Raw genomic sequence first — 24,572 nt, 5'->3', positions numbered from 1 at the left:
GTATAGTATGTATTACTCCTTGCCTCAAAATATACAACTAACTAGAAGTGAATTCAATTTAAAATGAGTCAATAAAAAGTACTTCTAGAATTAATTTATTCAACTTCCAATTGATTACTTAATTTTTAAAAGTACTTTTACATTTTTAACAATTAGGGATGACAATAAAAAAAGGATGAAAGCATTTAGCTCTCATCCTCATTCAAAGAAGTGATTAGTTTTTTCTTCTTTTCTTTAATGCAGTTAAGATTCCCATACCAGCTAAAGCACTTGTAGCCAGTGATGCGAAGATACCTACATTGGTAGCTGTTGCTGTATCTTCACCGTCTGTCTTTTCAGAATCTTGATCAGAATCTGAATCTTCTGGTTTCTCAACTGGTTTTTCGGTTACTGTTAAAGTTCCTTCTACCAATGTAACATCATAGTTCTTTTCCATCTGTTCATTAGCATAAGTTACTTCAATCGTATTTGCACTGCTTCCTACTTCTGTTTGTGATCCCGTTGCCTTGAATGTGATATCTTCTTCAGATACAAGGCTTCCTTCTGTTACCGATACATTTCCATTTGTTAATGGAGTGCCATCATAAACTTTAGAATCATCGGCAGAAGTGATGGTTACAGCACGTGGTGTAATCTGATATGTGCGTGTTACAGTACCTGCATAATTTCCAGTACCAGTAATCGTAACAGTGATCTTACCAGTAACATTTACAAAGTCTTCTGTATCATAAGAAACTTCATAGTTTTCAGAATCTAATACAGTACCATCTGATAAAGTTACAGTTGGTGTCCATTTATGTTCTTGTCCATCATAAACTTTGTCTTCTGTTTTATTGACTGTAATACCTGCATAAACTGGTTGATCTGGATCTTCCGGTTCGGTTGGATCTTCTGGATCAATTGATTGTGGAACTACAGTTAATGTACCTAAATCTTCAATAATCTTGTAGTTACCTTCTTTAGCTGAACCTGTCCATTCAATCTTATAAGTGTTCTTAGATGTACCGACTTCGGTTTGTGTACCCGTAATTACAAATCCATAAGTTTCACCATCAACGATACCTTCGACACGTCCATCTGCTGTTAAAGCAGTACCATCATAAACCTTGATTGCACTATCTGTAGTGACTGTAATTGGCTTACGTGTGATTCTGTATGTACGTGTTACCGTTCCACTATAGTTTCCAGTACCAGAGATTGTCACTTTAATTTTCTGAACATCATTAAAGTTTTCAGTACTATAAGTAACTGTATAATCTGTACCTTCAACTAATGGAGTACCATCTTCTAATGTAACTTCTGGAATCCACTTATGATCCTTACCATCATAAACCTTATTTTCAGGTTTGCTTACTTTTACATTTAAGTATGATGGATCACTAGGATCGATACTTTGAGCTGTTACAGTCAATGTACCAAACTTATAAGTCACAGTATAGTTCGTTTCTTTTACACTGCCCCAATCTACAGTTACTGTATTTGAAGCTGAACCAACATTGGTAATTGTTCCAGTAGTTGTTAATGTAACTTTTTCTCCATTTACTAAACCAGAGATTGAAGTATCTTTGGTATTTGTCAATGGAGTTCCATCATAAACCTTCTTAGCAGAACCACTCTTAACAGTAACACTAGCCGGTGTGATCAATACATAGCTTTCTACAACTGTACTTTGTTCTCCATTTGTTACACGAACATAAACTTTCTGTTCACCATCTGTTACATCAACAAATGATAAGTTATCAGTATAGTTCGTACCATCAATAGAATATTCTACCTGGTCACCATCAATAGTACCATTAACCGTTACATTATGACCTTTACCATCATAAGCACCCTCGTATGGTGTGACAGTGACAGTTGATAAATCACGTATCCACTGTGCATAGAGAATATCATCGTTCGCTGTCAACTTATAGGTCGATCCTTCATCATAGTTCGTTCCGTCAGCTGTCTTCCAACCTGCGAAATTGTAACCTTTTCTTGTGAATGTGTTCTCGGCTACTGTAACTTCCTGATCGACTTTGCCTTCGGTCGGTTCCATTGTTCCTTCTCCACCGTTGGCATCATACTTCAGTTGATCATCATTTGGTGTATAGTACAGTTTCAAGACAAGACTTCCATCACCAACGATCGTGCCACTAGCTACGGTCTTCATACCGTTCTGATCAAAATCAGCCTTATAGGTATAACCGTTAATCGTTTGCGGTGTTGCGCTCACTGATTGTTCCGTAGTTCCCGTCAGATTTTCGGTGTCGAACAATGTGGTACTTGTGCCTTCCGCATTGACTTTATAGTGTTCTACCTTATATGCTGTACCTTCGGCCGGTGTCCACTGTGCATACAGATTTAATATTTGTGCGCCTTCTTGTATTGACTGTATTTTGGACAAATCAATTGTATTTCCATTAATGACTTCTCCATTTTCTAGTAATGACCATCCTTTAAAGGTATATCCAGTTTTCTCAAGTTCAGCTTTTCCCTTTAAAGTAACAATCTGGTCTGCATAATATGTTTGATCATCTGTAGGAGCACTACCACCTGTATTTCCATTTCCATGATATACAACAGTTATTTTAGCTTGAACAATGCTTTCCAGTGCCATATAGCATACAAATTAATAGTTTCCCCATTTTTGACATTGTCTTTATAGGTCTCTCCAAATGCTCTAAAATGACTTGATTCTAAAACCTGATCATAAAGAGCCTTTTTATTGATTACTATATTTCCATTACCAAACCCAAATCCTTTTAATCCTTCTTCTGTAATCCAACCGACAAGAATATGTTTATTACTTTGATCATGTATAGCATCACTGCCTTTAACTACATAACCATCATTAATATTTACTATTTCAGGATTTTCTGTACCATCTCCAAAATTGTAAAGTTCGTTTCCATCATTGTACTGTACCTTATATTCTCCTACTTGAACATATTTTCCATAGTAGTCTTGATTTTGAGTTAGTGTTCCGTCAAAATTTGCAAGCATTGTACAGCCTTCATTCTTGTACCATCCATCGAATTTCCATTGTGTTCCATCAGCTAGTGTGACGTTTTCTTCAACATCAGGTTTTGTAATATCAGATTCTGATGTCCCAACATCATAATATCTGTTTGTTTCTTCATCTACAACAAATTCATTTTGTCCAGGTGCTTTAATATGGAAACCTACCTGCATTCTTTCTTCATCATGTAAGACAATTCTTGTATCTAAATGAAACGTAGGAATATGCTCTTCTACACTGTCGTTATATCCATTATTTCCTGGATTTGCTCCTCCAGCAGTAACCAATCTAATAATTTCAATGGAATATGTGTTAATTGTTGTTCCTTCTTGATCATATGTATAAGTTTTTCCCTTTACCTCAATATTTGGATAAGTTGCAGGCGGTGTATAAGTATACGTTCCTGATGGTATAATCGATGCGTTTGCATAACTATTAGGTGACAGTACTCTTGTGACCGTTCCTTTTCCCATTCCATTCCAAATTAAATCTGGTGCTTCGCCAGAATCAATGTCTTTCCCTGGAATTAAACTATAAACATAGACTGTATATGATTGATTGTTCCCTTCGACCACGCCGGTTACTCTAATTGTTTCAGAACCTTTTTTGCGCCATCTAAATAAATTACTTTTCCATTCATGTGTAACAGTAACAACGCCCTCTGTTTTACCAGTTACAGTTACACCATCTCTACTTTCGTTGGAAAGACTGACAACTTGGTTGTTAATAGGTGCTGATGCATCACTAATAGTCCATTTATGGTCATATGGACTTGGCATTTGATCTGTTCTTAGCCGAATAGATTCACCTACACGTATTTCTTTTGTACTGGTTGAAATAGTTCTTTCACTAATACCTTCATTTAAGCCAGCTACTACATATATCGAGAAACTTTCTGCATTAAATAAAGTCGTTTGTCCAACACTAGTATCTGAAACTTTTTCTACTTTGTTGGAATCATCAATATGGAATACGGCTTTTTCTTCCCCTGAAACGGATACACCTGTAATGGAAACTTGCACATCTTTTTCAGGTTGAATTTCATTTCCATCTTTATCTAGGATAGTAATATCATAAGCTTTGTATTCATTTAAAGTCTTATCCTCTTCATTAAGAGCATCTTCAATACTTTGTGCAATACTATCGTTTTCTACCGGTTCCGCAACAACTGTAGAATTTTCAGGAACAGATCCTTCTGGAGCCATGATTGTAATTGTTGCCCCATCGCTAGCTACTGCAGAAAGAACTTGTTCCGGCATTGAAACTTCTTCAGATTCAGTTTCTTCTTTTACTGTTTCTGTATCTTCCTTAGTTTGTTCTTCCTGTTGGCCATCTTCTTCTGAAGATTCTTCCTGTTCTTCAGAAGGCTGTTGACTGTCTATTTCTGTCTGATTGTTTTCCGGTTGTTGTGCTGGTTCCGGATTCTTTGTATAAACTAGTTGTAATTTAGTTATATTTTGAGACAGAGTAATATCAACGTATCCTTGTTCAATTGTTGTTAAAGGATATTCTTTCTGTGCATCATTGGCATCTACGATTTTTGAAAGTGTATATCCTTCGATTTCTGTATTGATTTGATGATCATTAAATACCAATTGATAAGGATCATTCACATCCAACCCTGTTAATGCAATTTCTTTATCCGGATATTGATTCACATCAATGTTTGTCTTGTCCTCATTTACAAATTGCACTACTAAAGTACTTGCTGCCACATTATCAGGAACCGTTCCTTCGTTATTTCCTGTTTCTGGTGCTGGCTCTGTACTTTCTTGTGTACCTGTTGAATCATCACTGGATTCTTCCGGCACTTCCCCAGTCGTTTCTGGTGTGGTTGTTCCACTTTCTTCCTGGGTTTGTTCTGGAGTCTGTGAGTATTCATTGGCAAACGTAATATAGTTATTGCCTATGCCTAACTGTATAAACATTGCCATCGACAAAATCAATGCAGCTCCTCGCCTTACATGCTTTAGCATAAAACCATCCTTTCTATATATGAAATCGAGATTACTCCCCCTCGATTATGGGATTATTAAACAAAAATAAGTTGTATTTCAGTTATATTTTTGCCTAATAGTAAAAAACCTTCATATTTTATGAGTAAAATATAACGAATTACACTTATATTTATAGGGTCTTTTTTAACGTGGCACAAGCTATGGCAACGAATGTGCCATTGTTTACACATATTTTAACATAATCTAGGGGGAATGTAATTCTTTTTCACTTTTAATGCTTTAAACAAATAAAAAGAGCGCATATCATACGATATATACGCTCTCCTTGCACTCTCTTGACTTACTTTTTTAGAAAAGATTAGAAAAGACCTGTAATCTTTCCATTTTCATCAATATCCATATCTAATGCACTTGGATGTTTTGGGAGTCCTGGCATGGTCAATACTTTACCGGTCAAAGCAACGATAAAGCCGGCACCTAAGCTTGGTCTGAGTTCTCGAACCGTAATTTTAAATCCGGCTGGTCTTCCCATAACGGATCCATCATCACTTAAAGACATCTGTGTTTTAGCCATACAGATTGGTAATTTATCCCATCCATTTTTATTGAATAGTTCGATCTGTGCTTTTGCTTCCTCGGTAAATTCTACCCCATCAGCTCCATACACTTTCTGGGCAATCGTTGTGATCTTTTCTTCGATAGATTTGTTGACATCGTACAGTGGTGCATAAGTATTTTCTTTTTCACAAAGTTCAATGACTTTGTTGGCTAAATCAATTGCACCTTTTCCCCCATCAGCCCAAACAGTTGACAAAGACATCGGATGTCCATTTTCTTTACACCAGTTTTCCAATGCCTCAATTTCTTTGTCGGTATCCGAAACAAATTGGTTGATCGCAACCACATAAGGTAAACCAAACTGCTGGATGGTATCGATATGCTTGGCCAAATTTTGGCAACCATCCAATAACGCCTGTACATTTTCTTCTTTTAAATCTTCATAGGCAACACCGCCATGCTGCTTAAGGGCACGTACCGTAGCTACAATGACTACAGCATTTGGATGTAAATCAGCTAATCGACACTTGATATCCAAGAATTTTTCAGCACCCAGATCGGCTCCGAAACCTGCTTCGGTTACAGTATAATCGGCCAGTCGTAAACAAGCTTTCGTGGCGATCACGGAGTTACATCCATGCGCAATATTGGCAAATGGACCACCATGGATCAATACCGGATTGTGTTCTAAAGTCTGTACGATATTGGGAAGAATCGCATCTTTCATAACCATGGCCATGGCGCCTTCACATTTTAAATCTTTGATATATACCGGTTTATCTTCATACGTATAGGCAACCAACATCTCACCAAAGCATTTCTTTAGATCCATTAAATCACTGGCCAAGCACAAAGCCGCCATAACTTCACTGGCAACTGTAATGTTGAAACCATCTTTACGCTCTACTCCATTGGCTTTGGATCCCTGACCAATCGTGATATCACGAAGGGTACGATCATTCATGTCCAGACAACGTTTAAAGGTGATCTTTTCCGGATCGATGTTCAATTCATTTCCCTGATGGATATGATTATCGATCATGGCACAAACTAAGTTATTGGCTGTCGTAATCGCATGCATATCCCCGGTAAAATGAAGGTTGATATCTTCCATTGGAACGACTTGGGCATAACCACCGCCGGCAGCACCACCTTTTAGACCGAACACAGGCCCAAGACTTGGCTCACGTAAAGCCATCATCGACTTCTTACCAATCTGATTTAAGGCATCCCCTAAACCAACGGTTGTCGTACTTTTTCCTTCTCCGGCTTTTGTCGGGTTAATCGCTGTCACCAACACCAATTTACCCATTTCTTTTTTTTCTAGTTCTTTAATAAAATCAAAGGATAATTTTGCCTTATATTTACCATAATGTTCCAGACAATCGGATGGAATACCAATTTTAGCTGCGACTTTTTCAATCGGTTCCAAGACACATTCCTGTGCAATCTCTAAATCTGACTTACTCATGTTCCATATCCTTCTTTCCTATATCATGACGATAAAACAAATCACTGCATTGAATCTTTTCTACTTCTTTATATGTATGTTCATAAGCTTTTTCCAGTGTATCTTCCAAGGTGGTAATCATCAATACACGTCCACCATCTGTTACCAGGTGACCATCCACTTCTTTGGTTCCCATATGATAAACCAGGGCATCTACCGCATCCAGATTTTCAATGATGGCACCCTTTGTCGAGCTTGCCGGATAGTTGGTACTGGCCAAAACCACGCCATGGCTGACTTTATCGGTCCACTTTAATTCTACTTTTTTTCCATCCATGACATCCAGGATCGCCTGTACAAAATCACTTTCCAGTCTAGGTAGAATAACTTCAGCTTCCGGATCTCCAAAGCGGGCATTGAATTCGATGACTTTAACACCGGCATCCGTCAACATCAAGCCACCATACAAGAAGCCGGTAAACGGAACACCTTCCTGAATCATGGCCTTAGCCATTGGTACCATAACGATATTCATCGTATGTTCAATGATTTCCGGTGTGATTTTTTTAACCGGACTATACGATCCCATACCACCGGTATTGGGTCCTGTATCACCATCTCCCACACACTTATGATCCTGGGCAATCTGTAATGGCACGACTACATCATTATGCGCCAAGCAGATCAAAGAGAATTCAAAGCCGACTAAGCATTCTTCCACAACCACTTTATTGCCCGGAATTTCAAACGCAATCTTTAAAGCTTCCAATGCCTGATCTAACGTATAGGCAACCGTTACACCTTTTCCAGCCTTTAATCCATCTTCCTTAATAACAATAGGCGCTCCCTTTTCTTTTACATAGGCAACTGCCTTCTCATAATCATCGAAGGTTTCATAAGCCGCCGTAGGAATGTTGTATTTAGCCATGATCTTTTTCGCAAAGTCCTTGCTGGATTCTACCTGTGTAGCGGCTTTTGTCGGGCCAAAGATCTTCAACCCTTCTTTTTGAAACGCATCCACAACGCCCAAAGACAAAGTTGCCTCCGGTCCAACGATTGTTAAATCAATCTCTTTTTCTTTGGCGAATGCCACCAATCCATCTACATCACTATCCGAAACATTCACACATGTACCAATTTTTGCCATGCCCGGATTTCCCGGTGCCATATACAATTGTGTACAAAGTTTGCTTTTAGAACACGCCAAAGCCAAAGCATGTTCTCTTCCACCTTTTCCAATCACTAGAATTTTCATGAACCTGTTCTCCTTTTCATCCTTTACATTCTAACATGAATCATTGTGCTCTAACTATCTTTTCTTTTGATGTCTTTAGCATATAAAGGACTATGAAACTTAAAATTCAAACTTTTTTGAAGAAAATTTAAAAAAAAGGATGTGCATTCCACACCCCACACTTATCTATCGATCCAGCAAATCACTGATCGATGCATCAATATCGAAATCCGTTCCTTGATCTGTTCCTTTTTTCAAAGCCATATAAATCAACATCATGGCTGCTCCGATGATACAAACATCAACCAGGGAAAGTGATGAAATACCCGCCAAAATAAATCCCAGGGCAAAGAAAACCCATGTTTCTTTTGAAGCCAATACGTTGATGACAATCGCAAAGCCTAAAGCTGGAATCAATCCTTTGGCAACACTCAAACCTCTTAATACAACAACCGGGCAGGCATCAATCAAAGAAATGATCCAATCATTTGGAAGCAACACCAGCAACAAAGCCGGAAGCATTACACGCATTCCCTGCATACCTATACCTAATAGCTGTTGTCTTTCCATTGCTTTAAAATCTGCCTGCAATGCCGCTTGATCCATCTTTTGTACCAGTTGGATTGCTTTTGTCCTGCAAAACTTTGTCAAAAATAAACCAATCACCGATAAAGGAATGGCAATCGCAATTGATACAGAAATCACAAAATCTACAGGAAGATTTCCCTGTAATCCATGAACCATCAAAATCGAGGAGGCAATAGAAGCTAACGCTACATCCGGTGCAACCGCCGCACCAACATTAGCCCATCCTAAAGCCATCATTTGCAAATAGCCCCCTAACAAAACGCCTTCTGTTAAATATCCGGATATCAAACCAACTAAGGTACATGCTACTAACGGTTGATGAAACTGAAACTCATCTAAAATCCCTTCTACACCGGCCAAAAAGGCAACAACTAATATAAGCAGGCAAGTTACTAAAGACATGAAAAGCACTCCCATCTTCTAATTAAGTTAACTATACAACAATTCTTCCATTTTTAAAATTTTTCCTGGAAAAGAATAAAATTTTATAAAAAACTGCAAAATCGCAGATTTTTATATATATTTTTCTGCTTTCTTGCAGTTTTTTATAGGTTTTTATATAATGTATGTGGTGATACCATGAAAAGAAAGATTGAACAAGATCTCATTCAGTGGAAAAATAAAACAAATAAAAAACCTTTGATTATAAAAGGGGCAAGGCAAGTTGGCAAAACTTATTCTATTCGTGAATTTGCACGAATAGAATATGCTCATTTGATTGAAATTAACTTTGAAAAAGATCTTCCGTTTAGAGAAATTTTTCAAAAAACACACAACCCTAAAGATTTAATTCCTTTTTTTGAGCTTTCTTTTCCTTCCACTCCTCTTGACCATACAACATTATTTTTTATGGATGAGGTGCAAGCTTGCCCGGATGCATTAACAACGCTTAAATTTATGGCTGAAGATTTTCCATGTGATATTATTTGTTCTGGAAGTCTATTAGGTGTGGCTATTGCCAGAACCACTTCATTTCCTGTAGGGTATGTTGAAAGTATCCAAATGTTTCCTTTATCTTTTCAGGAATTTTTAGACGCATTGCAGATTTCTTCATCTCTTTTAGATTCCGTCAAAAAAGCAATCACAAATCAGACTCCATTGCCGGAAATTCTACATGAGAAAATGAATGAATTATTCAATACTTATATGCTGGTTGGCGGAATGCCTGCCGTTGTAAAAGAATATATAGAAACAAAATCCTTTGCGAATACATTAAACATGCAGCGAAGAATCGTAAATGATTATCTCAACGATATGATCAAATATGCTTCTGCTAATGAAGCTTTGCGGATTCGCGAATGTTTTTCATCCATTCCTTTACAATTGGCTAAAGAAAATCAAAAATTTCAATATAGTCTCATTCATAAAGGGTATAATGCTCGTCATTATGATGCGAGTTTAATCTGGTTGGAAGATAGTGGTTTAATATTAAAAGTACATCGTTTGTCAAACATACAGCATCCTTTAAAAATTCAACAAGAATTGGCCGTCTTTAAAGTTTTTATGTCCGATAGTGGATTGCTGTTGTCACAATTGGATGATGAAACGATTCGAAAAATTTTATTAGGTAATTTAGGAATCTATAAAGGTGCGATCTATGAAAATATCATTGCGCAGACTTTTGCATTACAAAATAAAACAGCTTATTATTATGAACCCAATCAACATTCAGAAATTGATTTCATCATCGAATATGAAGGTCATATTACCCCCATTGAAATCAAGGCAGGCAAACATACAACCTCTGTCTCCTTTAAAAATTTTGTGAAGAAGTATCATCCTGAGATTGCGTTTCGTCTTTCCCAAAAGAATATAGGAAAAGATGACGATCTAAATACATATTTCTATCCTCTATATGCCTTAGAATTTATTCTGGATCAAGAAAAAAAAATATTTGAGCTACCAAATACAGACTCTGTGTAATCTTTATAGAGTCTGTTTATCTTTTCACCCTATACTTATTCTTTGTCGTATAAGAAATTGCCGTCAACAAACCTAAATCCGTAAATTTTAATACAAAGCTTCGAATCGTGGCATAGGCTGCATCTCCATATGCCTTTTCCAATTCTTTCGTTGAGAATTCTTCCGTACCAAAATAAGATAAGACAAATTTCCATAACTTATCTTCTTTATTTGTGATCTTTTTATGATCTAATGCTGATCGATATACAGAAAAAGTAGCCTCCTGTAATGGTTGTTCGATCTTGTTATAAACATTATTTATAAAATACAACAAAAATGGTGTTACATCTATTTTATGCGTATAGCGATAATTGTCTGCAATGGTTTGATAGGCATCATAATATTGTTTTCTTGTCTTTTCAATAAAACTGGAAAAAGGAATAAACAATACTGATTGATACCCTCTTTGTACCAAAAACCAAAGATGTACTAATCGGGCCATTCTACCATTTCCATCAAACCATGGATGAACATAAGCGATATAAAAATGAATAATACAAGCTTTAATAAGATCTTGTATGTCATCTTTTTGATTTATATATCCAACCAAAGACTTCATATACGAAGAAACTTGCTTGTAGCTAATTCCGATATGTTCTACTTTTGTTCCTACTACATAAACCGAATCATGACGATATAAATTGCCTTCCTTTAACTGATTTTCTTCATCGAGATATTTACCAATTGCCATCTTATACAACTTATATATATTCTCTTCCGTGATCTTATTGTCTCGATCTGCAATAAATTCCATTCCTTTTTTTAGACCTTCAATTCTTCTTTCTTCTTCATTCTTAGATGCCTGTCCTGATAAAATAGATCGCACGCTATCTCTGGAAAAATCAATATTTTCTATGGCGGAAGTCGCAATAATTTCTGTTTCCAAAGACTTTTTACTATATAAATCACTTTGATTTTGAAACAATGTTCTAAGTGTAGATGTTTGAATTTTTAAAGGCTCTTCCAAAAACACCATAAAATTTCCCTGTGCGTCTTCTAAAGGAAGTTTCTTATAAAACATAGAAAGCGTATCTAAATATTCCTGAAATGTATCTGAATATTTATTACTCATCTTTCTATAATCCATAATTTTTTTATCGTGAAGAATCTCTAAGAATTTGGTAATTTCCATATAACCTCCGATACTAATTGATATCAATTAGTATCATTTTATCATTGCGTTTTTATTTCAGTCAAGTTTTATACCATAAAAAAAGCCACTCTTTTTAAAAGAGCAGCTCTTCCAATTAAAACAATAAATCTATTAATAATTTTTCGCAATTCTACGGAATACAGACTGAGGATATCCACATACCGGACAAGCTTTAGGAGCATTAGCACCTGTATATTGGAAACCACAAATTCCACAAATCCAAGTGTCGCTTTCTTCTCCAGAGAACACTTTTCCTTCTTCTACATTGGACAATAATTTCAAGTAACGTTCTTCATGTTGTTTTTCAATTTCAGCTACTTTGTCCATCTGGAAAGCAATCTTTGTGAATCCTTCTTCACGAGCTGTATCCGCGAATTCTTTATACATTGTTGTCCATTCATAGTTTTCACCAGCAGCGGCTGCTTTTAAGTTATCATCTGTGCTGCCAATTCCACCTAAAGCTTCAAACCATAAACGAGCATGTTCCTGTTCGTTACGAGCTGTTTCTTCAAAAATTTCCGCAATCTGGTTCATACCTTCTTTACGAGCTACATTGGCGAAATACGTGTATTTGTTACGAGCCTGGCTTTCTCCGGCAAATGCAGTCTGTAAATTTTGTTCTGTTTTAGATCCTTTTAATTCCATTTTCCTATACCTTACCTTTCTTTTGAAGACAATCTGTACATGTTCCATACAACACAAGAGAGTGCGATTCAATGGGAATATGCAACTGATTTTCCGCTTTGCGCTCAATGGAACGATCATAAGGCATATCCACATCAAAGACTTTTTGACAAGTTGTGCAAATCAGATGATCATGTGGCCGACATGTCTTATCAAAAACCTGTTTCCCACTCTCCAACATTAAGCTGGCAATCCGATTTTCATCTTGTAAGATCTTCAGATTTCTATACACAGTCGCAACTGAAACCTCACAATTTTCTTCTTTTAGACCTTCATAGATTTCTTCTACGCTCATATGACGATCTGGATGTGACTGAATATAATCATAGATCCACTCTCTTTGCCTCGAAACCTTGTACATTTTATCCCCTTTTCTAAGAACTGTTCTTAGTTTAAACCTTTATTTATAGAAAAACAAGAAGAAATGGTGAGATAAAGCTAACACATTAGCCAATAGTTTACCTGTTTGATTTTCCTATCTTTTTATTCAGTCTAATTGTTCTAAAAACAATTAAAAATGTTTGATTACAAAAACAAAATAGCCTACAATGTTTTTGTAATCAAACATTGAGGTGCAATATGGCAAAAAAAACAGTAAAAATCATGCGAAGTACAGAAAATATTCTTAAACAAATGGGAGAACAGATCAAACTAGCCCGTTTAAGAAGAGGAATTTCGGCAACTCTTGCGGCCGAACGAGCTGGTATTAGTCGCTCTACATTATGGAACGTTGAAAAAGGAAACTCTTCTGTATCTATGGGAGTTTATGCTGCCGTTCTTCATGCGATCAATGGCATGGATAAAGATTTATTATTAATCGCAAAAGATGATGAATTAGGAAGAAAGCTGCAAGATATAGAGTTACTAAAAAAGAGATAGGAGGAATCTTATGGCAAACGAAGAACAAAAAATTTATGTTTATGAAAATTGGAGTCATGATGAACCTCTATTAATGGGGATATTATTTGTATCTAAAAGTAGAGGATCTGAAAACTATTCGTTTGAGTATGATGATACCTGGTTAAAATCTACTTCTATAACTCAATTCATCCTAGATCCTAATCTTGAATTTTATCAAGGCAGACAATATCCAATACATCAAGAATTATTTGGTATCTTTTCAGACTCATGCCCAGATCGTTGGGGACAAACTTTGATGAAAAGAAGAGAACTGATTATCGCTCAAAAAGAAGGTAGAAAACCTAAAACGTTAACTACAAGCGATTTCCTGTTAGGAGTTTATGACGAAACAAGAATGGGTGCCTTACGATTTAAAACAGAAAAGAATGGACCATTTCTATCTGACAACGAAGATGAAGCAGTCCCTCCCTGGGCTACGTTAAGAGATTTAGAAGAAGCTTCCCGTGGTTTTGAAACTAACAGAGAAGACAATATCGAAAAATGGATCAAACAGCTAATCAAGCCCGGATCTTCACTAGGGGGAGCCAGACCAAAAGCCACCATCCAAGATACAAAAGGCGAATTGTGGATAGCAAAATTTCCATCTAAATACGATGAAACCGATATAGGCGCTTGGGAAAAGCTGACAATGGAATTGGCAAAATTATGTGGACTTAAAGTCCCGCAAACATCGGTTCAAAAGTTTTCAAAATATGGCAGTACTTTTCTGACAAAAAGATTTGATAGAATTGGGAAGAAACGCATCCATTTCTCATCCGCTATGACATTGTTGGGAAAAATAGACGGTGCTTCTGCTCAATATGGTTCAAGTTATTTAGATATCGTTGATTTTATAAAAGCCTATGGCGCTACTCCAAATCAAGATATTCATGAACTTTGGAAAAGGATCATTTTTAATATGGCTGTTTCAAACACAGATGATCATTTAAGAAATCATGGATTTTTATTGAGTAAAAAAGGATGGATTTTATCTCCGCTTTATGATGTAAACCCTATTCCTTATGGTGATACTTTATCTCTCAATGTCACAGATGATGACAATCGAATTAGTCTACCAACATTAATCAACTTTTCTGAATTAATTGGAATGGATTCGTTAAAAGCAAAACAAGATATTAAGTTCATTCTGCAAACCGTACATAACAATTGGGAAAGTCTTGCGAAAACCCAAAAAATCCCAAGAGAATCTATCAATCAAATTCGTTCTGCTTTTTATTTTTCTAATCAATATAACAGCTTATAAAAAGTAAAGACTATTATTCTATTGCATTTTCATACAATTGTACATATAATGAAAATAAATAAAGGCTACCCTCTTAAATTAGTTAAAAAACACTTCATCATGGTAATGATCTAATAAATGATCATACATATTGCTTATTGATTGCTTTAAGCGAGGTGGTTATCATGCATACCCTGCAAATTAAAGAGAATCATGTTTACATTCACGGTAAAGAATATCCTATATCTTCTGTATCTAACTGTAAGATCGTAAATATTGATAAAAAGTTTATTGATTCTCCTACTGCTTATCAACATACGATTGCCGATACAGCTATTCCCACCGGATGGTTAAGCCCACCATCTTTCTATATCTGTATCTATATGGAAATCGGAGAGGATAAGCTTGTTGCCCCCGTATCTTATCGCCTGGTACGCTTTCAAACCAAAGAGTACGAGGAAGATAAGGAGCTTGCTAAAAAATCGCTGGAAAAATTGAGGTAAAGATCATGAAAAAAGAATTTCAATCTGTTGTATTTGATGATGAGAATAAGAAATTATCCATTCTTATCGGATCTTCTGAAGAGGTAGCTTATACGGATATCGAAAAAGTATCTGTGGCAAATGAAGATGCCAAATTCAAAGGGAAATCAACACCTTTTGCGCATCAAGTATTAGGTGGTGTTACCTTTATGAGCATTGCGGCAGAACCAAGTCTTTATGTAGGAATCAAGCTTACCTTAAAGGATCATTCTGTACGCGCCATTTATGTTTCGGATATCAAAACACAATTCAATACTTCGATTTATCAAAAAGATAGAGAAGAAGCAGAAGAGATTCAGAAATTGATTCAGGAAAGAATTCAATAAGCCATTACCGGGTGTGGACATTGTCTCAGCCCTGTAATATAAAAACCAGGCGGCGTACCTGGTTTTTCTTTAGACTTTAATAAACTGATCAACATCCAGTACAAAGATAACAGCTCCACCTACTTGAACCTCCAGAGGGAAAGTCGCAAAATGACTCATATCATAACCGGCTGTATTGGGAACAAGCTCTGTTCGTTTACTGGAGTATTTTTCAATGATGGAAATTGCCTTTTCTACTTTTTCTTCTTCACAGCCACAAATCAATGTAGTATTTCCGGCGCGAAGAAAACCACCAGTCGTTGCTAATTTGGTCACTTGAAAACCATCTTTATTCAAGGCTGAACTTACCATAGGGCTGTCATCATTCGACATAATCGCAAGAATCAATTTCATTTTGATCACTTCACTTTCTTTTTATCATTATACTCCTTCTAACACATCCACATCAATTTATTGGTGATACTTCCTTGCCTCAAACGTCAATTGCGGTATAATAAGTATTCAATAAAGGGGGTCATGTTATGAAAACAGCACTCGTTTTAGAAGGCGGAGGAATGCGTGGAGCCTATACGTGTGGAACCATTGACTTTCTTCTCGACAACAACATTCATTTTGACGGTGTGATCGGTGTCAGTGCCGGTGCCTGCCATGCGACAAGCTATATCAGCGAACAAAGAGGACGTGCCATTCGTATTGGTGCGCACTATTTAGTAGATAAACGAAGCTTTTCTTTTAAATCTTTGATACAAACAGGTGATTTATTCAATGCACAATTCATCTATGATGAAATTCCCAATGTCATTGATCCATTTGATTATAAAACCTTTAATAACTCCAAAACACGGATGTATTGTGTCTGTTTCGATTGTGAAAACGGACAGTCCATCTATGCGCCCATCCCTCATATTCAGGAAAACATGGAATATATACGTGCCAGTGCATCCTTACCAATCATCTCTAAGATCGTAGAATTTAATGGACATGAAATGTTAGATGGTGGATTAGGCGATTCCATTCCTTTTGAATTTATGATGGATAAAGGCTATGACAAGATCGTTGTGGTTTCTACAAAAGTCAAAGGCTATCGTAAAAGCTCCAACAAGCTGATGCCGATGATTGAAAAAATGTACAAAGAGTATCCTTATGTGATCGATGCTTGTAAAAACAGACACACTCGATACAATGCCCAGTTTGAAAAAATGGAAGAATTAGAAAAAGAAGGAAAGCTTTTTGTCATCTATCCAAGTGATACGCATGGTGTGGGACGACTGGAACAAGATGTCGTAAAACTGGAAAGCTTATACAAAACCGGTTATCAAGATGCACAAGATTGTAAAGATGCACTTTGCGAATATCTTCAGATCGCATAATGCATCTTTTTTGATGCATGAAAAAAGTGAGAACCTTAGTCCTCACTGATACTTGCGGCATAATAAGCTAAAATATCTTTTAAAAGCTGAATGCTTCGATCCACCTGCTCTTCTGTCATCTGTTGTACCTGATGATAGTTTTCCAACAGGATCGACTTTGATACGTTATACTTTTCCGATAAATAGGAGATCCAGTCTTCACTTTCCTTGATCTGCTGCTTAGAAATAACTCCTTCAGAAATGATCACACCTGTCAATCCCTTAACTTCTACCGGAACCGACCATTTGACAAGACCGGCATGGCAGGAATATGTCTGTACCTTCATGGATTGTAATGCCTGTGTATAGTTTTCTACTGTACACTCATCACAATGTTTTAAAGCACTGTTGCTGGTTTTCAGACATTTACAGAAAAAATTCTTCTCTTTGGCACTGGCACTGACAATATCTGTCTCATCCTGTACAAAATAACTGTGCAATCCGGTAATTTCATGATAGGCATCCATAGCCTTATAGATTGCTTCCATAGCGTTCATATCTTTCACCCCAATACTAATAGTTCTATCCCTATTAAAGCATTTTTTTGCGGAAAATGAAAGCCTTTACAAGTTAAATTCCGGTAATCTCGTGAAAAGCATGCTGGGCGGCGATGGCACCATCATTGGTTGCTGTTACGACCTGACGAAGTTCTTTTTGGATCACATCACCAGCCGCATACAAGCCTTTGATCGATGTTTCCATGTGCTCATTAACTTTGACATAGCCTCTTTCATCTAAAACGCCCAAACCTTCCAAACAAGATGTGATTGGATCCTGTCCGATATAAGGGAAGATTCCCTGGCAGGCAACCATCTGTTTTTCTTTGGTATCTACATTTTCCAAAACAATGCCGGAAACTTTGCCGTTTTCACTCAATATTTCCTTTGGAATGTGCTTGACGATCACCTTGATCTTTTCATTGTTTTGAATCTGATCCTGAATTCGCTTTTCTGCGCGGAATACATCTCTTCGAATCACGATCGTAACCGAATTGGCAAACTGTGTTAAATACAAGCTTTCTTCCAAAGCGGAATTCCCGCCACCGATCACGACTACATCTTTTCCTCTAAAAAAGGCTCCATCACATACCGCACAGAAAGATACGCCACGTCCGATGTTTTCCTGTTCACCCGGTATGTTTAAAAGACGCTCTTTCGTTCCTGTCGCAACGATTACGGCCTTTCCTTCTACAACTGTACCATCACTTAAATACACATTTTTATCCGCATCTACTTTTTCGACATCGCCATAGGCATACTCTGCGCCAAAGGATGTCGATTGTTCAAACATCTGTGTCGCAAGATCGACACCTGAAAGTTCTTTTACACCCGGATAGTTAGAAATCAAATGCGTTTTAATCAGTTTTCCTCCCGGTGCTCCGTTATCTAATAATAATGTTTTTAAGCCGGCACGAGATCCATATACACTGGCAGCCATTCCGGCTGGCCCGGCTCCTATGATTACCAAATCGTATTGTCGCTCCATGCGCGTTCCTCCTTACATAATTCAATCAATTCACGAAGATCTGTGATCTGTTTACAAGGATGTGCCTGTTTTTGTTGTTCCAGCTGTCTTTCGTCATTGCTGAAACCGACAGAATATGCAGCAATATTCTTGGCACATAAAATATCTGTCACATTATCTCCGACATATATTACATCATCATGTCCCACTTTTAACAAGTTACATGCTTCTAAGAGTCCGGATGGACTTGGTTTGGGTTCAGGAAGCTGTTCTTTTCCTAAGACCACATCAAAATAAGGCTCCAAATGAATGGCCTTTAATCCCATTTTCACAATACCAATCCTTTTATTGGAAACAACCGCCATTTTATAACCCTGTTCATGTAATGTCGATACCGTTTCAAAGGCATTGGGCATCGGTTTCAATAAAGTATCGTGTAATCGGATATTGATCTTCTGATACAAGGCGATCACATCATCCAGTTCTTCCTTTTTAAAGTATTTTAAAAAGGTTTCTTCCAAGGTAGGCCCGAAGAAAGAATACAGTTCCTCTTGTGACAGCTGATGTTCCGGTTTACAAATTCGAAATACCTCTTTAAACGTTTCAAAGACCAGATGTTGAGAATCCTGCAGTGTTCCGTCCAGATCAAAAAGGATCACCGGCTTATGATTCCAGTGAAAGGCTTTATGTAAAAGACCACTTAAACCGAATATGCCAAACAACACAATGACCAAAGAAACAAGCTGTGAGACTCGAAAAGCACCAATCATCAAAGAATCAGTACGCAGGCCTTCGACTAAAAAGCGAAGCACTCCATACCAGATACAGTACATAAAGGCACAATCGCCTCGTCTTTTATAAAAACGTTTACGAAAGATAAAATAAATAAATAGAAAGCCTAAAATATTCCCGGCACTTTCATAAAGAAAGGTCGGCTCACGATACGCTCCCTGAATGTACATCTGATCTTTTATAAAAGATGGAAATAACGCATAGTAGCTTTCCGGTACGACCTTTCCAAAGGCTTCCTGGTTCATAAAATTGCCCCAACGTCCGAAAGCCTGCGCCACCATGACGCCGGGCATGATACAGTCGGCCATTCGCAAAGCGCTGATCCTCTGTCGCTTAAAGTAGTAAATGCTGTAAAGAACCCCTACGATCAAACCACCATAGATAGCCAGGCCTCCATTCCAGATCGCAATGATCTGATCAGGATGCGCACTGTAAAAATCCCATTCAAAGATTACATAGTACAAACGTGCGCCGATAATAGATAAAGCCATCATAGGAATTACATAATCTTCTAAAATTGTTTTACTGTAACACCATTTCTTCATGGTGTTCTGCGCCAGAAAGTAGGCGGCCAGTACACCGGTCAGAATCAAGACGGCATACCATGTGACATGAAGTCCTCCTATAGAAAGAATGATCTTTGTATCAGGAAAGAGCTGCATTGTCTTCATCCTCTTCTTTATTGGCCGCAATCTTTTTTAAGACCATTTCTTCAAATTCTTTGGCCGAATCAAATCCATCCTGCAACAGCAGGTAATTCGTAACCGCCGTTTCAATGATCGTTGACATCGGACGTCCGCCACTGACCGGGATGCGCATCTTTAAGATCTTTACTCCCATAATTTCCGAGTATTCTTTTTCCTCGATTCCCACGCGGTCATACTCTTCGTTTCCATCAAAAGAAACCAGTTCGATCTGAAAATCAATATTGGTCTGATGGGCAAAAGCTCCAACACCATACATACGCCCTACATTGATGATGCCAACACCACGAAGCTCCATAAAGCCTTCCAACATCTTCGGGGTACGCCCTACCAATACATTATGGATGCGATAACAGTCGATGCGATCATCAGCAATCAACTGATGTCCCTTTTTGATCAATTCCAGGGCAATCTCACTTTTTCCCATGCCGGAAGGTCCGGTAATCATGACACCAATTCCATAAATACGCATCAATTCGCCATGAATGATGATAGAATGTGCCAACTTTTCATCCAAATAGTTGGTGACATTGACAATCGTATGTGCGGTTTCTACTGCCGTTTTAAAAATCGGAAAATTCTTACGAATCGCAATTTCCGCCAGGATAGCCGGACATTCATGCCCATGGGCAATTACGATGGCCGGTGTATCTTCACCCGTCAAAAATTCAAAGCTTCTTCGCTGTGAGACTTCATCCATCTCCTGCTCAATATATAAGATTTCTTTATCTCCTAAAATCGTCAGTCTTTTGGTTACTGTATTGGGAAAATAACCGGCCAGCTCCAACCCCGGTCGATTGGTTTCTGCGGTGACCAACTTTCGCTGCAGGCTTTCTTCATCGCCCGTTACTCTTTCCCAATTAAATTTAGCCGCTAGATCTTTGACGCTGATCGTTGGCTGTGTTTCCTGCTGTGCCATGTTCTCACTTCCTTTCCAACAAAGGTTTCAAATATTGTCCGGTATAGCTCTTTTCACAGGCAACTACCTGTTCCGGTGTTCCTGTGACTAAGATCGTTCCACCATCCTGACCGCCTTCCGGTCCGATATCGATGATCTGATCCGCACATTTGATCACATCCAGATTGTGCTCGATCACAACCACCGTATCTCCATGATCGACCAATCGCTGTAAAACTTCAATCAATTTTCGTACATCGTCGCTGTGCAAGCCGGTCGTTGGCTCATCTAAGACAAACAAAGTCTTTCCGGTTGCCTTTTTCTGCAGTTCACTGGCCAGTTTAACACGTTGTGCTTCCCCACCGGACAAGGTCGTCGCACTCTGTCCCAGCTTGATATACGACAAACCTACATCATATAAAGTCTGCAGCTTATGACGAATCTTGGATACATTGGAGAAAAAGTCCAGTGCTTCCTCGACCGTCATATCTAATACGTCCGCAATATTCTTTCCTTTATAGCGCACCTGCAACGTTTCTTCGTTATATCGTTTTCCATCGCACTGATCACAAGGTACATACACATCCGGTAAAAAGTGCATAGAGATGCGAAGAATACCATCACCCTGACACGCTTCACAACGTCCTCCTTTGACATTAAACGAGAAACGTCCTTTATCATATCCTAACATTTTTGCTTCCTTAGTTTGGGCAAACAAATCACGAATATCATCAAAAACACCGGTATAAGTCGCCGGATTGCTTCGTGGTGTACGACCGATCGGATCTTGCCCGATCTCTACAATCTTATCAATATTTTCCAGCCCTTTGATTTCCTTGCACTGGCCCGGTTTAATACGAAGACGACCCAGTGCATTTTGTACACCATGGGTTAAAACTTCCGTCACCAGACTGGACTTTCCAGATCCGGAAACACCGGTCACAACGGTAAAAGTTCCCAGTTTAAAATCTACGGTTACATTTTTCAAATTGTTTTGACTGGCTTTGACAATACGCAACTTTTTCCCATTTCCTTTACGGCGCTTTGTCGGTACTTCAATACGTTTACGTCCACTTAAATACGCACCGGTGATAGAATCCGGATTTTCCATGATTTCCTGTGGAGTACCCGCCGCAACGATCCGTCCGCCATGAATACCCGCTCCTGGTCCGACATCGACAATATAATCACTGGCTTTCATCGTATCTTCATCATGTTCTACCACAATTAGTGTATTGCCTAAATCACGCATATCTTTTAAGGCAGAAATCAAACGATCGTTATCTCTTTGATGCAGACCAATACTCGGTTCATCCAATACATACATCACACCGGTCAAACGAGAACCGATCTGTGTGGCCAAACGAATACGCTGTGCCTCCCCTCCGGATAAGGTAGAAGCTAAACGATCCAAGGTTAAATAATTCAATCCGACATGATTTAAGAATTCTAAGCGGTTCTTGATTTCTTTAATGATCAGATGTGCAATATTTTCCTGCATGGGTGTCAGCTCTAAATGATTCATAAAATCCAAGGCTTCCTTGATCGACATCTGTGTCCATTCATGAATATTTTTTCCACCTACACGCACACTTAAAGCCTGTTCGTTTAAACGCGCACCATGACATACCGGACATGGGGCATCGGCGATAAAGGATCCATACCAGTCTCTGGACATAGCCGAAGTTGTTTCCATATACCGACGTTCGATCATCGGTACGACCCCTTCAATATATTCATTTTTCGTTTGATGGATACCACCGCGCGAATGAAGCTGATAGGCAATCGGTACATCCGATCCATATAATATATAATTCAGTTTTTTCTTCGGAAGATCTTTGATCGGAACACTTGTATCGATTTGATAATAATCAATTAATGCCTGCATACGCTGCCATTCGAGATTTTCCGTATTGACGATATTTTTATAATAGCGAATGCCTCCCTTATCAATGGATAAAGAAGGATCCGGAATCAACAATTGTAGATCCACCTTTTGCGTAATTCCTAAACCTTTACATTCCGGGCAGGCCCCAAAAGGCGCATTAAAGCTGAACAATTTAGGTTCCAGTTTCGGTACGCTGAAACCACAGATCTTACAGGCATAATTACTGGAAAAAAGAATCTCTTCGTCCTTTGTCAGTAAAATGGCCAGGCCATCGCTTAACTTTAATGCGGTTTCCAGGGAATCATGAAAACGCGAACGATTATCCGATTTCACGATACGATCCACAACCACATCAATGTTGTGCTTTTTGTTTTTTTCCAATGGTTCCACTTCTTCCAGATAAACGATCTGTCCATCCAAACGAATACGAACATAGCCTTCCTTGATCAACTTGTCCAAAAGATCCTTGTGTGTCCCCTTCTTTCCGGAAATCACCGGTGCCAGAATCGTACAACGTGTTCCGTCTTCCAATTCCATGATACGATCGATCATCTCTTTGATCGTACTGCCGGTAATAGGTTCATTGTGATGTGGACAATAGGGCACACCGATCCGCGCATACATCAAACGCAGATAATCATAAATCTCTGTAACCGTTCCCACCGTACTACGAGGATTGTTTGAAGTCGTTTTCTGATCGATCGCAATAGCCGGAGACAGACCATCTATCTGATCCACATCCGGTTTTTCACTATTCCCTAAAAACTGCCGGGCATACGCCGACAGAGATTCCATATATCGTCTTTGCCCTTCGGCATAAATCGTATCAAATGCCAAAGAGGTCTTCCCGCTTCCGGATACTCCGGTCATAATGACCAGCTTATCACGAGGGATTTCCAAATCTATATTTTTCAGGTTGTTTTCACGAGCACCTTTGATTGAAATTGTTTTATGTTCCATTTTTTATCACCTGCTTTGTTATTATACCATAGGAAAAACACTTCACCTACCGACAAGACCATATCTCTGAAGTATAAGACAATTTTTTTAAAAAACTTTTAAACGTTTTTTGATTTTTTATCGTATTAAATAGTAGTACTTATTTTTCCGGAATAGAAATAGTGCTGATTCAGGATTCATTTATAAAAAGAAAGGAAGATGATATTTTGACAATGAATCCCTATGATCTCTGTTTAAAGGAGGTCTTTTCCAATAAACAGCATTTTGCCGATCTGTTTTCTACCGTCTACTTTAAAAAGGGGTTACTTCTGGATCCAGATAAGCTTTCACTCTATGACAAGGAAACACATCATGATTTAGGATTTCGTAAGGAAAATGATTTGTTGATGTTTTATGATAACAAGTTCTTTCTCCATCTTGAATTTCAAAGAAAGAAGGATCCCTACATGCCTGTTCGTATCTTGAACTACAAGTATGCCGGTATCCATCAACAGATCAAGACCGATACCAAACTGCATCTGTTGTACCCGATTTATTCCCTGACCCTTTACATGGGCGAATCGAGATGGGAACATCGCAAGAGATTGTATGAGTGCATGGTCGATAATCAGTGGAACGCAAAAGAGATTCCCGACTATCAGATGGAACTGTTTGACATTAACAGTGATCCTATCGATTTTATGTGTCTTTATTTACAGAAGTTCTTTCGTATCATACAATATGTATATCAAAAGAAATGGGAAAATTTATACACGGATTCCTTACTGGAGAACGTAGAAGAGGATATCTTCTATCATGCCAATGTATTTGTGAATTTAAATCAAGAGTTTATACAAAAGCATACAAAGGAGGGTG

General features: G+C 38.0%; 21 protein-coding genes. 7 read left to right on the top strand and 14 right to left on the bottom strand.

Features of this window, described 5'->3' with window-relative positions; translation table 11 throughout:
- Positions 1 to 214: 214 nt before the first annotated feature.
- The 5 genes from U0M88_RS01575 to U0M88_RS01555 form a co-directional block, all read right to left on the bottom strand.
- Positions 215 to 2,602, bottom strand: coding sequence for an InlB B-repeat-containing protein (locus U0M88_RS01575; RefSeq protein WP_331868687.1), 2,388 nt, complete (start codon positions 2,600 to 2,602; stop codon positions 215 to 217).
- Positions 2,569 to 4,980: a hypothetical protein gene (locus U0M88_RS01570; RefSeq protein ID WP_331868686.1), complete on the bottom strand. Its 2,412-nt coding sequence runs from the start codon at positions 4,978 to 4,980 to the stop codon at positions 2,569 to 2,571. The genes U0M88_RS01575 and U0M88_RS01570 overlap by 34 nt, the downstream gene beginning before the upstream one ends.
- Before the next feature lie 340 nt (positions 4,981 to 5,320).
- Positions 5,321 to 6,991, bottom strand: coding sequence for a formate--tetrahydrofolate ligase (locus U0M88_RS01565; protein ID WP_331868685.1), 1,671 nt, complete (start codon positions 6,989 to 6,991; stop codon positions 5,321 to 5,323).
- Complete coding sequence (purD, locus tag U0M88_RS01560; protein WP_331868684.1) at positions 6,984 to 8,225, bottom strand: phosphoribosylamine--glycine ligase; 1,242 nt, start codon at positions 8,223 to 8,225, stop codon at positions 6,984 to 6,986. Before purD ends, U0M88_RS01565 begins: the two co-directional genes overlap by 8 nt.
- A gap of 165 nt (positions 8,226 to 8,390) precedes the next feature.
- The gene (locus tag U0M88_RS01555) at positions 8,391 to 9,194 is read right to left on the bottom strand and encodes a mannose/fructose/sorbose family PTS transporter subunit IIC (RefSeq protein ID WP_331868683.1); all 804 of its coding nucleotides are present in this window, start codon (positions 9,192 to 9,194) and stop codon (positions 8,391 to 8,393) included.
- A 177-nt stretch (positions 9,195 to 9,371) separates the two neighbouring features.
- Here U0M88_RS01555 and U0M88_RS01550 point away from each other — a divergent pair, with 177 nt between their 5' ends.
- The gene (locus tag U0M88_RS01550) at positions 9,372 to 10,715 is read left to right on the top strand and encodes an ATP-binding protein (protein WP_331868682.1); all 1,344 of its coding nucleotides are present in this window, start codon (positions 9,372 to 9,374) and stop codon (positions 10,713 to 10,715) included.
- 16 nt (positions 10,716 to 10,731) lie between these two features.
- Here the strand turns inward: U0M88_RS01550 and U0M88_RS01545 are convergent, their stop codons facing one another.
- From U0M88_RS01545 to U0M88_RS01535, 3 genes are all read right to left on the bottom strand, one after another.
- Complete coding sequence (locus U0M88_RS01545) at positions 10,732 to 11,886, bottom strand: Fic family protein (RefSeq protein ID WP_331868681.1); 1,155 nt, start codon at positions 11,884 to 11,886, stop codon at positions 10,732 to 10,734.
- A gap of 132 nt (positions 11,887 to 12,018) precedes the next feature.
- The gene (rbr, locus tag U0M88_RS01540; RefSeq protein ID WP_168965047.1) at positions 12,019 to 12,552 is read right to left on the bottom strand and encodes a rubrerythrin; all 534 of its coding nucleotides are present in this window, start codon (positions 12,550 to 12,552) and stop codon (positions 12,019 to 12,021) included.
- Positions 12,553 to 12,556: 4 nt separating this feature from the next.
- The gene (locus U0M88_RS01535) at positions 12,557 to 12,952 is read right to left on the bottom strand and encodes a Fur family transcriptional regulator (RefSeq protein ID WP_331868680.1); all 396 of its coding nucleotides are present in this window, start codon (positions 12,950 to 12,952) and stop codon (positions 12,557 to 12,559) included.
- Positions 12,953 to 13,170: 218 nt separating this feature from the next.
- Between U0M88_RS01535 and U0M88_RS01530 the strand changes: the two genes are divergently transcribed.
- From U0M88_RS01530 to U0M88_RS01515, 4 genes are all read left to right on the top strand, one after another.
- Positions 13,171 to 13,470 (top strand): helix-turn-helix domain-containing protein, encoded by a 300-nt coding sequence (locus tag U0M88_RS01530; RefSeq protein ID WP_117446624.1) that lies wholly within the window; start codon positions 13,171 to 13,173, stop codon positions 13,468 to 13,470.
- Between the two features lie 10 nt (positions 13,471 to 13,480).
- Complete coding sequence (locus tag U0M88_RS01525; RefSeq protein WP_331868679.1) at positions 13,481 to 14,755, top strand: type II toxin-antitoxin system HipA family toxin; 1,275 nt, start codon at positions 13,481 to 13,483, stop codon at positions 14,753 to 14,755.
- A gap of 164 nt (positions 14,756 to 14,919) precedes the next feature.
- A complete protein-coding gene (locus U0M88_RS01520) occupies positions 14,920 to 15,237 on the top strand; it encodes a hypothetical protein (RefSeq protein WP_168965051.1) in 318 nt (105 codons plus the stop codon).
- A gap of 5 nt (positions 15,238 to 15,242) precedes the next feature.
- Positions 15,243 to 15,602, top strand: coding sequence for a hypothetical protein (locus tag U0M88_RS01515; RefSeq protein ID WP_331868677.1), 360 nt, complete (start codon positions 15,243 to 15,245; stop codon positions 15,600 to 15,602).
- A 69-nt stretch (positions 15,603 to 15,671) separates the two neighbouring features.
- Here the strand turns inward: U0M88_RS01515 and U0M88_RS01510 are convergent, their stop codons facing one another.
- Positions 15,672 to 15,995, bottom strand: a complete 324-nt coding sequence (locus U0M88_RS01510) for a cyclic-di-AMP receptor (RefSeq protein ID WP_331868676.1) — start codon at positions 15,993 to 15,995, stop codon at positions 15,672 to 15,674.
- Between the two features lie 128 nt (positions 15,996 to 16,123).
- Between U0M88_RS01510 and U0M88_RS01505 the strand changes: the two genes are divergently transcribed.
- On the top strand, positions 16,124 to 16,972 hold the full coding sequence (locus U0M88_RS01505; RefSeq protein ID WP_331868675.1) for a patatin-like phospholipase family protein: 849 nt from the start codon (positions 16,124 to 16,126) through the stop codon (positions 16,970 to 16,972).
- 35 nt (positions 16,973 to 17,007) lie between these two features.
- Here U0M88_RS01505 and U0M88_RS01500 read toward each other — a convergent pair whose 3' ends face one another.
- The 5 genes from U0M88_RS01500 to uvrA form a co-directional block, all read right to left on the bottom strand.
- Positions 17,008 to 17,508, bottom strand: coding sequence for a PocR ligand-binding domain-containing protein (locus U0M88_RS01500; RefSeq protein ID WP_022790144.1), 501 nt, complete (start codon positions 17,506 to 17,508; stop codon positions 17,008 to 17,010).
- 73 nt (positions 17,509 to 17,581) lie between these two features.
- A complete protein-coding gene (gene trxB, locus U0M88_RS01495) occupies positions 17,582 to 18,496 on the bottom strand; it encodes a thioredoxin-disulfide reductase (protein ID WP_331868674.1) in 915 nt (304 codons plus the stop codon).
- A complete protein-coding gene (lgt, locus tag U0M88_RS01490; RefSeq protein WP_331868673.1) occupies positions 18,472 to 19,929 on the bottom strand; it encodes a prolipoprotein diacylglyceryl transferase in 1,458 nt (485 codons plus the stop codon). Before lgt ends, trxB begins: the two co-directional genes overlap by 25 nt.
- Positions 19,913 to 20,890: an HPr(Ser) kinase/phosphatase gene (gene hprK, locus U0M88_RS01485; RefSeq protein WP_022790147.1), complete on the bottom strand. Its 978-nt coding sequence runs from the start codon at positions 20,888 to 20,890 to the stop codon at positions 19,913 to 19,915. The genes lgt and hprK overlap by 17 nt, the downstream gene beginning before the upstream one ends.
- 4 nt (positions 20,891 to 20,894) lie before the next feature.
- Positions 20,895 to 23,717 (bottom strand): excinuclease ABC subunit UvrA, encoded by a 2,823-nt coding sequence (uvrA, locus tag U0M88_RS01480; protein WP_331868672.1) that lies wholly within the window; start codon positions 23,715 to 23,717, stop codon positions 20,895 to 20,897.
- A 212-nt stretch (positions 23,718 to 23,929) separates the two neighbouring features.
- On the opposite strand from uvrA, the gene U0M88_RS01475 reads away from it, so the two are divergent.
- The coding region (locus U0M88_RS01475; protein WP_331868688.1) for an Rpn family recombination-promoting nuclease/putative transposase at positions 23,930 to 24,572 on the top strand (643 nt) is incomplete at its 3' end.

The sequence above is a fragment of the Faecalicoccus sp. genome (assembly GCF_036552745.1).
In the GTDB taxonomy this organism is placed as follows: domain Bacteria; phylum Bacillota_I; class Bacilli_A; order Erysipelotrichales; family Erysipelotrichaceae; genus Faecalicoccus.
The sequence above is the reverse complement of the archived record's forward strand: the minus strand, read 5'-3'. Positions and strand labels throughout refer to the sequence as shown.